Source organism: Rathayibacter sp. VKM Ac-2754 (assembly GCF_009807095.1).
Taxonomy (GTDB): domain Bacteria; phylum Actinomycetota; class Actinomycetes; order Actinomycetales; family Microbacteriaceae; genus Rathayibacter.
This window is the reverse complement of record NZ_WUCC01000010.1, coordinates 56,299-67,923: the sequence shown is the minus strand read 5'-3', so window position 1 is coordinate 67,923 and position 11,625 is coordinate 56,299. Positions and strand designations below refer to the sequence as shown.

Genomic DNA, 11,625 nt, shown 5'->3' with positions numbered 1-11,625 from the left:
GATGGGCATGAGCACGTCACCCGACGGCGCGCCCGGACGTCGGGCGGCGTCCGCGCGAACCGCCGGAGCCGCCCCCACCCGCAGGACGGCGCGCGCCGCCGCTCCGGCGTCCGCACGCCGCCCGGCCCGCGCCGCGTCCACCGCCTCCGGTGGCCGAGCGTCGACCGCGTGGCGCCGCCACGGCCCGGCGCTCGCGTCGATCGCGATCGCGCTGATCGTCGTCCCGATCTCGTTCTTCGTCTGGTACGCCCTGATCTCGCTCGGCGCGTTCCCGGGCGATCAGGCCGTCTCCGATCTTCTCGTCGGCGTCCTCTACACGGCCGTCGTGCACGCCCTGCTCCTGGCGGGCGTCCTGCTGGGAGCGTCCTCGATCCGCGCGAGGCGCCGCGAGGGCCGGCCGGCGGTGGCGGGCTGGATCGGCGTCGTCCTCAACGTCCTGGTGGTCGTCTACTGGGAGCTGCTCGTCTCGCCGTGGCTCGTCGAGCTCTGGAACCGGGCCACCGGCTCCTGAGCCGGCCCGGCGGAGTCGATCCCGCATCGGAGCCCCGCCTCGGGCGCCCGCTCTGGTAAGGTCGTGAAGTTGCCGTTCAACGGCCGCGGATCAAGAGAGCCCACGCATCAGGCGCAGGGCACCGCGCAACGAGAGAAAGGGGATCCATCTATGGCACTCGAAGGAGACGTCAAGAAGGCGATCATCGAAGAGTACGCGACCCACCCCGGTGACACCGGATCCCCCGAGGTGCAGGTTGCCGTCCTGACCCGTCGGATCAAGGACCTCACCGAGCACCTCAAGGAGCACAAGCACGACCACCACTCGCGTCGTGGTCTGCTGCTGCTCGTGGGTCAGCGTCGTCGACTCCTCGGCTACCTGTCGGATGTGGACATCAACCGCTACCGCTCGCTGATCGAGCGTCTCGGCCTGCGCCGCTAGTTCCCTCCGGAGCAGCGCGCGGTCTCGATGACACCGCGAACTTCTTACCCGTTCGGGCCGTCCTCCTCGCGGGGGGCGGCCCGTTCCGTGTGTCCGTGCCCGCGATCAGGGCAGCCGCTCCGGCCGGTCGACGCCGCCCCACGAGAACGCGCTGGACACCGCGAACCAGTCGGCCGCGGCCCGCGCCGTAGCCGCATCGGCGGCCCGCCGTTCCGGTCTCGCGAGCGCGTCGCCGAGCGCCGGCAGCAGCCAGCCGTCCGAGAGCGCCGTCGCCTCCGCGTCCCGCCACGCGGCCGAGCACTCGGGACCGGCCGCCGCAGCCTCCGCTCCCGAGGTGACCTCCCAGCCCTCGCTCGAGGCGACGAGGGCCAGCGCGCAGGTCAGCGCCGCTGTGCGCACGACGCTGCGCGGCGCGCGGACGGGACCGGACGAGGCCGCGAGATCCTGCGCCTCCACGACGGCCGTCAGCGCGAGGAAGAGCCGGGTCCCGTCGACGTCGGGCTGCGGCTCGAGCCGCCCCGGCCCGGCCGAGATCGCGGCGGAGGCGCCGGGCGCGAGGAGGAGCCCTCGTCCCGAGCGCGACGCGTAGGAGTTGAGCAGGCCCGTGACGCCCCCGGTCTGGCTCACCACCCCGCGGACCGACGGATCGCTCAGCGCCCAGACGACGGAGGTGCGGTTGTGCACGGTGAGCCGTCGGTGGTCCTCGTCGACGCAGGCGATCAGGTGCCCGGCCACGGCGTCCGATCCGCGGTCGAGCACCGAGCCGGCGTCGAGCAGCTCGCGGGCGTCGCCGCACTGGCTGGGGGCGCCGGCGACGGCGGCCGGGCGCGGGGCCGGCGGCACCAGCGTGCCGAGGCCGAGCGCCAGCGCGGCGACGGCGGCGACAGCGACGGCGGAGGCGGCAGCCGCGCCGACCAGACGCCGGCGGGTTCCCGGCTCCGCACGCGGTCGACTCCGCCGCGATCCCGCTCGGATCACCGGCTCCGTCGTGCCTCGTCGCACCATCCGGGACTCCCTCTGCTCGGAGGCTAGCCCGGCGGACGTCCCCTGACGAGGGGTCGTGGCGGGCCCATGACGAGAAACTTCGAGATTTCTCCGGATCCGTGCATCCGCCGGAGCCACTCGGCCGGAAGTAGTCCGTGAAGGCCCTTCTCCAGTACCCACCGACCCGCCTGCGGGTCCCACTGTGAAAGAGGAACACCGTGACCACCTCCCGCTTCTCCCGCCGCCTGCTGACCGGCGCCTGCGTCGGCACCCTCGCGGTCGTCGGCCTCGCCGCCGCTCCCGCGAACGCCGCCGACGCCGACTCGGCCGACCTCTACGTCCTCCACGCGGTCCCGGACACCCCGGTCGACGTGTACGTCAACGGAGCACTGACGCTCGACGACTTCACGCCCGGATCGCTCGCCGGCCCGCTGGACCTGCCGACCGGCACCTACACCGTCGCGATCACCGCGGCCGACGCCGCCGACGCGAGCGCGCCGGTCATCGGCCCGGTCGACCTCGCGCTGGAGGCCGGCAAGAGCTACACAGTCGCCGCGCACCTCAAGCCGGACAACACCCCGACGGCGACGCTGTTCCCGAACGACATCTCGGCGACCGCCGCGGGCGAGGGCCGCCTCACCGTCCGTCACATCGCCGCGGCCCCCGCGGTCGACATCCTCGCCGGCGGCACCCCCGTGCTGACGAACGTGACGAACCCGAACGAGGGCATCCTGAACCTCGCTCCGGCGACGATCTCGACCGTCGTCGCGGCGACCGGCACCACCGCTCCGGTGATCGGCCCGGCCGACGTCCAGGTCCAGGAGGGCGTCAACACGATCGTCTACGCCTGGGGCAGCCTCGAGAAGGGCAACCTCGCCCTCGCGACGCAGACCATCGACGGCCTGCACTCGACCCCGTCCGGCGTCCCCGCCGGTGAGGCCGGACTCGCGGCCGACAACCGCCCCGACGCGGCGGCCGGCTGGTGGGGCGCCGCGGCGTTCGCAGCCCTCGCCCTCGCCGGTGCGACAGTCCTCGGACGTCGGAAGGCCACCGCGGGTCGCTGACCCGTTCCCGGTCGCAGGTCCCTCGGGATCGGCGACCGGGCCCTCTACTGCCGACCGGCGGCGCGCGAGCGCTGACGAGTCGGCCCGCCGATCACGAGCGAGGAGAACGCGATGAGGTCGACCCCCCTCCGCCTCCGCACCCTCGCCGTGCTCGGCGTGATCGTGGTCGGCGCCGGTCTCGGCGGATGCTCGGCACAGGCGGCCGGGGTCGTGCCCGCCCCTGACGCGAGCGTGTCGACCGAGCAGCCGACGCCGACCACGATCCCCTCCGAGACCAGCAGCCCCGCAGCACTGCCCTCCATCCCCATCGGTGACGCACGACTCGGGGCCACCCCCGCGCCGACGGTCACCGCGCCGACCAGGATCGCCGTCGACGGACTCCCGGTCGACATGCCCCTCGAGCCGGTGGGGGTGGCCGAGGACGGCAGCATGGAGCTCGTCCCCGACACCGGCATCGCCGGCTGGTACCGCTTCGGAGCCGGCCTCGACGAGCCGGACGGCACCATCGTCGTCGCCGCGCACGTCGACTCCCTCACCTACGGCCTCGGCCCGTTCGCCGAGATCAAGAAGGCCCAGCCCGGGCAGACGATCCGCCTCACGGCGCCGGACGGCACGGAACGGACCTTCATCGTCTCCACCGTCGAGACGACAGAGAAGGAGAGCGTCGACCTCTCGACGGTCTTCGTCCGGGACGGCCCGCCCCGCCTGGTCCTGATCACCTGCGGTGGCGACTTCGACTACGACACCCGCCACTACCTCAGCAACGTCGTGGTGACGGCCGAGCCCGCACCATGACCCCGCCCCCGAGACGCCGCCCCGTACGATGAACGGAGCGATCGTCGCAGCGCCGCCCGCCGCTCCGGCACGGCGCCGCATTCCCACCAGGAGGATCCCCCTGACCGACGCCGAGCAGAGCGGGCCCTTCGACGGGGCCGAGGACGAGCGTGCCGTCGTGCACCGCCTCGGGCTGCGCTTCGTCGCGGGGGAGGAGCCGGCACTGTCCGAGGCCTACTCGCGCTGGTCGCCCCTCGTCTTCACGCTCGCCCTCCGCTCCCTCGGCGATCGAGGGGAGGCGGAGGACGTGGTCCAGCGGGTGTTCGTCTCGGCCTGGACCGGGCGCGGGAACTTCGACCCCGGCCGGGCGGCGCTCGGCGCCTGGCTGGTCGGGATCGCGCGGAACCGCATCGCCGACGCCCACGAGAGCCGCTCGCGCCAGCGGCGGCTCACCCAGGCGCTGGTGGCCGTCGCCCCGAGGGACGAGGGCGAGTCTCCGGTCGACCTGGAGGCGAAGGTCCTGGTGGCCGACGAGCTCGCCCGCCTCGATCCGGTGCCGCGCCGCGTGATGAGCCTCGCCTTCTACGACGACCTCACCCACACCGAGATCGCCGAGCGCACCGGGCTCCCGCTCGGCACCGTCAAGAGCCACATCCGCCGCAGTCTCGATCGACTCCGCTCCCGTCTGGAGGTGAGCAGCACATGACCCATCTCGACCCCGATGAGCTCGCCCTGCTCGCCCTCGGCGAGGGCTCGACCGCCGACGTCGACGCGCACCTGCGCGACTGCCCCGAGTGCGCCCAGCAGCTCGTCGAGCTCGGCCACGCCGCCGACCTCGGCAGGGCGAGCCGCACCTACGCCCTCGAGACGCCGCCCGCGGCCGTCTGGGAGCGCATCAGCGACGAGCTCGCGCTGGCCGGCGAGCAGCCGGTCGCGCTCGCACCGGTCACCCGCCTCCCGACGGGACGGCTCCGTCCCGAGCGCCGGCCCCGCCGCCTCCTGGGCATCGCGGTCGCCGCCGCGGCTGCGCTCGTCGTCGGCGTCGTGGGAGGCGCCTGGTGGCAGGCTTCGCGCCCCGACCCGGCCGTGGTGGTCGCCCGCGCCGATCTCCTCGCCTTCCCCGGCTGGCAGGGCGCGAGCGGCACCGCCGAGCTCGAGGACGCCGACGGCGAGCGTCAGCTCGTCGTCCACCTCGACGCCGACGGGGGAGCGGAGGCCTACCGCGAGGTCTGGCTGATCGCCCCCGACGCCTCCGGACTCGTCGGCCTCGGCGTGCTCGACGGCACCGACGGGCGCTTCACCGTGCCGGCCGACGTCGACCTCTCGGAGTACTCGCTCGTCGACGTGTCCGAGGAGCCGCTCGACGGCGATCCGGCGCACTCCGGCGACTCGATCGTCCGCGGCCCTCTCCTCGAGGGCTGAGTCAGGCGGCTCGGCGCTCCTCGAGGAGGGCGACGAGCGCCTGGACGGCGGCCGACGGGCGCGGGGCCGTGCACACCGACAGCTCCCACTCGAGCTCCCGCCAGTCGAGCGAGATCGCCGTCACGCCCTCGAGCGGAGCGATCCCGGCCCGCGGCACGATCGCCGGCCCGAGTCCGGCCTCCACGAAGCGGGGGATGGCCGGCAGATCAGCCACCTCGGTGGCGACCCGGCGCGAGGCTCCCGCGGCGCGGAAGGCGAGATCGACGGCGACGCGGTTGCCGAACCCGGCCGGCGTGTCCACGAAGGCGAGCCCGTCGAGGTCCTCGGGAGTCGGCCGCGCTGCGCCGGCGAGCGGGCCCGAGCTCTCGACCAGCAGCACGTAGTCGCTGCGCACGACCGTGGTGACCGCGAGATCCGTCAGATCGTCCGCCGGGAGCGCGAGCAGCGCGACGTCGAGCCGTCCCCGCCTCAGATCCTCGGCGAGACCGGTCGACCCGGTGGTCGACGTCCGCAGCAGCAGGTCGACGAGCGGATGACGACGGCGGAAGACGCCGAGCACGCCGGGCAGATCGACCAGGTCGAGCGCCGAGAAGGTGCCCACCCTGACGCGCCCTCGCAGGCCCGCCGCATCCTCCGCCGCCAGCGAGCGCATGAGATCGAGTCCGTCGATGGCCGAGCGGGCGGCCGGGAGCAGCGCCTCGCCCACGGCCGTGAGCGCGACCCGGCGCGTCGACCGGGTGAACAGCGGGGCCCCGAGCTCCAGTTCGAGCGCGCGGATGCTCGCCGACAGGGTCGACTGGACCACGAAGAGGCGGGCGGCGGCGCGGGTGAAGTTCAGTTCCTCCGCGACGGCCACGAAGGCGGCGAGCTGTCGGTCGTCCATCCCCGCATTATCCTGCTTTCCCGATCAATGCGACCGAGATCATCCGTTGGACGTGGATGACGAGGGGGAGCATTCTGATGCCGTGCCCACCTCAGACCGCACCACCTCAGACCGCACCACCTCAGTGCCCACCGCCTCCGTGTCAGCCGCCTCCACCGACGGCGTCGCCCCGTCCCGCCGCCCCGAGCTCCCGCACCGCCACGGCTTCTGGGTCATCGCGGTCGCGTTCCTCGCCGTCATGGCCTTCTCGACCGTGCCGACGCCGCTCTACGCGATCTACCAGCAGCGCGACGGCTTCCCCGCCTTCGTCGTCACGGTCGTCTTCGCCGCCTACGCGGTCGGAGTCGTGGCCAGCCTCTTCCTGGCCGGCCACGTCAGCGACTGGCTCGGCCGCCGCCGGATCCTGCTGGCGTCGATCCTCGTCGAGGTGCTCGCGAGCGCCGTCTTCCTGCTCTGGCCCGAGGTGCCCGGGCTCATCGTCGCCCGCCTCCTGACGGGCCTCGGCGTCGGAGCCCTCACCGCCACGGCGACCGCGCACCTCTCCGAGCTCCGCGCGATCGCCCGCCCCGAGGAGGGTCCCGGAACCTCCCGCGCCGTCTCGACCCTCGTCAACATGGGCGGCCTCGCCCTCGGCCCGCTCGTCGGAGGAGTCTTCGCGGTCACCGTCGACCGCCCCCTGGTCGTGCCCTACGAGGTGTTCCTCGTCGTGCTCGTCGTGCTCGGCCTCGCCGTGGCGCTCGTCCCCGAGACGGTCGAGCGGCGCGAGATCCTGCCCGCCTACCGCCCGCAGCGGCTCGCGGTGCCGGAGGCGTCCCGCGGCACGTTCCTCTCGGCCGCGGTCGGCGCCTTCGCCGGGTTCGCCGTGTTCGGGCTCTTCACCTCTCTCGCCCCCACCTTCCTCGCGGGGCGCTTCGGCGAGACCTCGCACCTCGAGGCGGGTGCCGTGTCGTTCGGAGTCTTCGCGGCGGGAGCCGTCGCGCAGCTGGCGTCCACCCGGCTCTCCTCCCGGCGCGCCCTGACCCTCTCCGCCGCGGCACTGACGCTCGGCCTGGTGCTCGTCGCCGTCGGCGCCGTCGTGGTCTCGCTGCCCGCCTTCATCATCGGCGGCGTCGTCGCCGGCGCCGGAGTCGGCCTGCTCTTCCGCCTGTCGCTCGGCGTCGCGGGCTCGCTCGCCTCCGACGAGACGCGCGGAGAGGTGCTGGCGGCGATGTTCCTCGCCGCGTACCTCGGGCTCGCCGTGCCGGTCCTCCTGATCGGAGCCGCCCTCGCCCTGCTGCCCTCGGTGCCGGTGCTGCTCGGCTTCGTGGCCGTCGTGCTCGTCCTGGTGCTCGCGGCGATCGTGCGGATGCGCCGCTCGGCCGAGTGAGTCCTCGCCGGGTCGCAGACGCCCGCCCCGCGCTCCACAATGGGGGGATGAAGCTCTTCTCTCATCGCCGCGGTGACGCCGGCAACCCTCTGCCGGCGAACGACCGCGGGTCGGGAAAGCTCGACGACTACGACTACGAGCTCCTCCCCAAGTCGCGGCGCGGCGAGACCCTGCTCGGCATCGCCGACTCCCTCCCGCACCAGGAGGAGCTCGCCCGGATCCTCTCGTTCGGCGAGGAGGAGGTCACGGCGATCATCCCGCGGCGCTCGGCCGAGGAGGAGCGCACCGACGCCCCGATGCCGGTGCGGCTCTTCGCGAACCAGCGCCCGTCCGACCTCGTCGGCTACGTGCCGCGCGGGCTCGAGAACGTGGTCGACGCGGCGCTGGCGCGACTGTCGGAGGCGGGCAAGCAGCCTCGGGTCCCGGCCCGCATCGTGAAGGCCAAGGGGGCGCTCCGCGTGCAGCTCCTGATGCACGAGACCCGCGGCTGACCCGCGGATCCTGGCCGCGGGGCACCCGTGCTGATAGCATGAACCGGTTCCGAATCCGAAAGCGGCCGCCGGCTGCAGCCGGGTTCGAACCACGGAGCAGGCCGGCAGGAAGCTGGTCCTCGGTGGTGGAGTCCCGGATCGACGTCGCAGAAGCGGCGTTCTGCCGCTCGGCAGAGTGCACACAGGCACAGGCAGACCCGGAGCTTTTCTACTGGTGGCCAGCACGAACGCCCTCCCCACGACGGCACGGCGCGAAGCCCTGCCACGGGATCGTCTCGATTCCTGATCGGAACGCTGCTCCGACGAACGCCGGCGCCCAGAGGGGTGCCGCTGCAGACGTTAAGGAGACAGACCTCTTGGAAGGTCCTGAAATCACATTCGCCGAAGCCGTTCTCGACAACGGCTCGTACGGCACCCGCACCGTCCGCTTCGAGACCGGCCGCCTCGCGCAGCAGGCCCAGGGAGCCGTCGCCGCGTACCTCGACGAGGACACCATGCTCCTCTCGGCCACGTCGGCGTCGAAGAACCCGAAGGACAACTTCGACTTCTTCCCGCTGACCGTCGACGTCGAGGAGCGCTCCTACGCCGCCGGCAAGATCCCCGGTTCGTTCTTCCGTCGCGAGGGCCGCCCCTCCACCGAGGCGATCCTGGTCTGCCGTCTGATCGACCGGCCGCTGCGCCCCTCGTTCGTCGAGGGCCTGCGCAACGAGGTCCAGATCGTCATCACCGTCCTGAGCATCGCTCCCGACGAGTTCTACGACGCTCTCGCGATCAACGCCGCGAGCGCCTCGACCCAGATCTCGGGTCTGCCCTTCTCGGGCCCCGTCGCCGGTGTGCGCCTCGCGCTCATGTCCGACGGCTCGGGCAACGACCAGTGGGTCGCCTTCCCCAAGGCCTCGCAGCTCGAGAACGCCGTCTTCGACCTCACCGTCGCGGGCCGCGTCGTCACCAACGAGGACGGCTCCTCCGACGTCGCCATCATGATGGTGGAGGCCGAGGCCACCGAGTCCTCCTGGAACCTCATCAAGGCGGGTGCGACCAAGCCCAACGAGGCCGTCGTCGCCGAGGGCCTCGAGGCCTCGAAGCCCTTCCTCCGCGCTCTCGTCGAGGCGCAGGCCGAGCTGGCCGCCTCCACCGCCAAGCCCGTCCGCGACTACCCGGTCTTCCTGCCCTACACGCAGGAGACCTACGACAACGTCGCCGAGCTCAGCTACGACGAGCTCGTCCGCGTCTACCAGATCGCCGACAAGGTCGAGCGTCAGGACGCCGACGATGCTCTCAAGGCGAAGGTCAAGGAGCAGATCGCCGAGCGCATCGCGTCCGGTCAGCTCTCCGCCGAGGCCTACTCGCAGGTGTCCGGCGCGTACAAGTCCGTCACGAAGGTGGTCGTCCGCGGCCGCATCCTCCGTGACGGCGTGCGCATCGACGGCCGCGGCCTGGCCGACATCCGTCCCCTCGACGCCGAGGTGCAGGTCATTCCGCGCGTCCACGGCTCGGCGATCTTCCAGCGCGGAGAGACCCAGATCCTGGGTGTCACCACGCTGAACATGCTCAAGATGGAGCAGCAGATCGACTCGCTGTCGCCCGTCACGAAGAAGCGCTACCTGCACCACTACAACTTCCCGCCCTACTCGACCGGTGAGACCGGTCGCGTCGGATCGCCGAAGCGTCGCGAGATCGGGCACGGCTTCCTCGCCGAGCGCGCCCTCGTGCCGGTGCTGCCGAGCCGCGAGGAGTTCCCCTACGCGATCCGTCAGGTGTCCGAGGCGCTCAGCTCCAACGGCTCCACCTCGATGGGCTCCGTCTGCGCGTCCACCCTCTCGCTCCTCAACGCCGGTGTGCCGCTGCGCGCCCCGGTCGCGGGCATCGCGATGGGCCTCGTCTCCGACGTGGTCGACGGTCAGACCCGCTACGCGGCGCTGACCGACATCCTCGGCGCCGAGGACGCGCTGGGCGACATGGACTTCAAGGTCGCCGGCACGTCCGAGTTCGTCACGGCCATCCAGCTCGACACGAAGCTCGACGGCATCCCGTCGTCGGTCCTCGACGCCGCGCTGAAGCAGGCCAAGGACGCCCGCACCACGATCCTCGCGGTGCTCACGGCGGCCATCGACCAGCCCGACGAGATGGCCCCGACCGCGCCCCGCGTGATCTCGGTCCAGATCCCCGTCGACAAGATCGGCGAGCTGATCGGCCCCAAGGGCAAGACGATCAACGCGATCCAGGACGAGACCGGCGCCGACATCTCCATCGAGGAGGACGGCACCGTCTACATCGGCGCCGTCGACGGACCGTCGGCCGAGGCCGCCCGCGCCCAGGTCAACGCCATCGCGAACCCGACGAACCCCGAGGTCGGCGAGCAGTTCCTCGGAACCGTCGTCAAGCTCGCGACGTTCGGCGCGTTCGTCTCGCTCCTGCCCGGCAAGGACGGACTGCTGCACATCAGCGAGGTCCGCAAGCTCGCCGGTGGCAAGCGCGTCGAGAACGTCGAGGACGTCCTCGGTGTCGGTCAGAAGCTGCTCGTCCAGATCACCAAGATCGACGACCGCGGCAAGCTCTCCCTCGCGCCCGTCGTGGCCGAGGAGGCGGAGGCGCTCGTCGTCGCCGTCGAGGAGCCCGTCGAGAGCTGATCCCTCTCGCGCGGCCGACGGACGCCCGTCCCACTCCGGTGGGGCGGGCGTCCGTCGTTCCCCACCATGGGGTACGGTGGCCGGACTGCGCCGTCGCACCGCCCCGACCGGAGGACACCGTGACCGACCCGACGCCCCTGGCCACCGAGCTGGAGACGCCTCCTCCGTTCCGCACCCTGGGCCGCACCGGCCTCCCGGTGCACCCGCTCGCCCTCGACGGCTCCGTCTTCGGCTGGGCCGCCGCCATCGACGACACGACGGAGGCTCTCGACTCCTTCGCCGCTCTCGGCGGCACGCTGATCTCGACCGCCGACCACTACGCCACCGGTCGCAGCGAGTACATGATCGGCCGCTGGCTCGAGTCGAGCGGCACGCGCGACCGGATGCTGGTCGCCACCAAGGTCGGCCGCCATCCCGACGCTCCGGGGCTCGCCGCCGACGATGTGACCGCCGCCGTCCAAGGCTGCCTCGAGCGCCTCGGCACGCGGATCGACCTGCTGTCCTTCGACAGCGAGGACCCCGAGGTGCCGATCGAGGAGAGCCTCGCCGCGGTCGCCCCGTTCCTCGCCGACGGCACGGTCGGCGCGATCGGCGCCGCCCACTTCAGCGGTGCCGCTCTCGCCGCGGCCGATGAGGCCGCGCAGACGCTCGGCCTGCCTGCGTTCGCGGTCGTCATCGCCGAGTACAACCTGATGGAGCGCGGCGCCTACGAGAGCGATGTGGCCCCCGAGGTCGAGCGCCAGGGCCTCGCGACGCTCGCGCGCCTCCCGCTCGCGAGCGGCTACCTGACGGGCAGGTTCCGCAGCCGCTCCGACGAGCCCGAGTCGGTGATGTTCGAGGCGGCGCTCGACTACATCGGCCGGCACGGCAACCGCGTCCTCGGCGTCCTCGACGAGGTGGCGGAGGTGCACGGCACCAACCCGGGCACCATCGCCCTCGCATGGGTGCTCTCGCACCAGGAGGTGGCGGCCGCCGTCGTCCGCGCGCGCGGGGCCGCCGAGCTCGAGTCGCTCTTCGGTGCGGCGGCGGTGCCGCTCACCCGGAGCGACATCGCGCAGCTCGACCGCGCCTCGGCCTGAC

At 72.8% G+C, this 11,625-nt stretch carries 12 protein-coding genes; 10 read left to right on the top strand and 2 right to left on the bottom strand.

The genetic code is table 11. From position 1 onward, the window contains the following. The first annotated feature begins 7 nt into the window (after positions 1-7). Together GRS92_RS15640 and rpsO are read left to right on the top strand one after the other, a co-directional pair. Positions 8-511, top strand: a complete 504-nt coding sequence (locus tag GRS92_RS15640) for a hypothetical protein (protein WP_159858082.1) — start codon at positions 8-10, stop codon at positions 509-511. 150 nt (positions 512-661) lie between these two features. Further along, positions 662-931 (top strand): 30S ribosomal protein S15, encoded by a 270-nt coding sequence (gene rpsO / locus GRS92_RS15635; protein ID WP_159858080.1) that lies wholly within the window; start codon positions 662-664, stop codon positions 929-931. Between the two features lie 105 nt (positions 932-1,036). On the opposite strand, the gene GRS92_RS15630 is transcribed toward rpsO, so the two are convergent. After that, positions 1,037-1,936, bottom strand: a complete 900-nt coding sequence (locus tag GRS92_RS15630; protein WP_159858078.1) for a hypothetical protein — start codon at positions 1,934-1,936, stop codon at positions 1,037-1,039. A gap of 197 nt (positions 1,937-2,133) precedes the next feature. Between GRS92_RS15630 and GRS92_RS15625 the strand changes: the two genes are divergently transcribed. The 4 genes from GRS92_RS15625 (at position 2,134) to GRS92_RS15610 (ending at position 5,175) form a co-directional block, all read left to right on the top strand. After that, entirely contained in the window at positions 2,134-2,979 is an 846-nt protein-coding gene (locus GRS92_RS15625; protein WP_235022064.1) for a DUF4397 domain-containing protein, read from the top strand. 111 nt (positions 2,980-3,090) lie between these two features. Next, positions 3,091-3,774: a class F sortase gene (locus tag GRS92_RS15620; protein ID WP_159858076.1), complete on the top strand. Its 684-nt coding sequence runs from the start codon at positions 3,091-3,093 to the stop codon at positions 3,772-3,774. Between the two features lie 28 nt (positions 3,775-3,802). After that, positions 3,803-4,459: an RNA polymerase sigma factor gene (locus GRS92_RS15615; protein ID WP_159858074.1), complete on the top strand. Its 657-nt coding sequence runs from the start codon at positions 3,803-3,805 to the stop codon at positions 4,457-4,459. After that, positions 4,456-5,175 carry an anti-sigma factor gene (locus GRS92_RS15610; protein ID WP_159858072.1) on the top strand — a complete coding sequence of 240 codons (720 nt, stop codon included), beginning with the start codon at positions 4,456-4,458 and terminating at the stop codon, positions 5,173-5,175. The genes GRS92_RS15615 and GRS92_RS15610 overlap by 4 nt, the downstream gene beginning before the upstream one ends. A 1-nt stretch (position 5,176) precedes the next feature. Here the strand turns inward: GRS92_RS15610 and GRS92_RS15605 are convergent, their stop codons facing one another. Further along, entirely contained in the window at positions 5,177-6,058 is an 882-nt protein-coding gene (locus tag GRS92_RS15605; protein ID WP_159858070.1) for a LysR family transcriptional regulator, read from the bottom strand. Positions 6,059-6,140: 82 nt separating this feature from the next. Between GRS92_RS15605 and GRS92_RS15600 the strand changes: the two genes are divergently transcribed. From GRS92_RS15600 to GRS92_RS15585, 4 genes are all read left to right on the top strand, one after another. Further along, positions 6,141-7,424, top strand: a complete 1,284-nt coding sequence (locus GRS92_RS15600; protein WP_235022063.1) for an MFS transporter — start codon at positions 6,141-6,143, stop codon at positions 7,422-7,424. Positions 7,425-7,471: 47 nt separating this feature from the next. Beyond that, positions 7,472-7,915, top strand: a complete 444-nt coding sequence (locus GRS92_RS15595) for a hypothetical protein (RefSeq protein WP_159858066.1) — start codon at positions 7,472-7,474, stop codon at positions 7,913-7,915. 356 nt (positions 7,916-8,271) lie between these two features. Next, a complete protein-coding gene (locus GRS92_RS15590) occupies positions 8,272-10,545 on the top strand; it encodes a polyribonucleotide nucleotidyltransferase (RefSeq protein ID WP_159858064.1) in 2,274 nt (757 codons plus the stop codon). Between the two features lie 119 nt (positions 10,546-10,664). Further along, positions 10,665-11,624 (top strand): aldo/keto reductase, encoded by a 960-nt coding sequence (locus GRS92_RS15585; RefSeq protein ID WP_159858062.1) that lies wholly within the window; start codon positions 10,665-10,667, stop codon positions 11,622-11,624. Position 11,625: the final 1 nt, after the last annotated feature.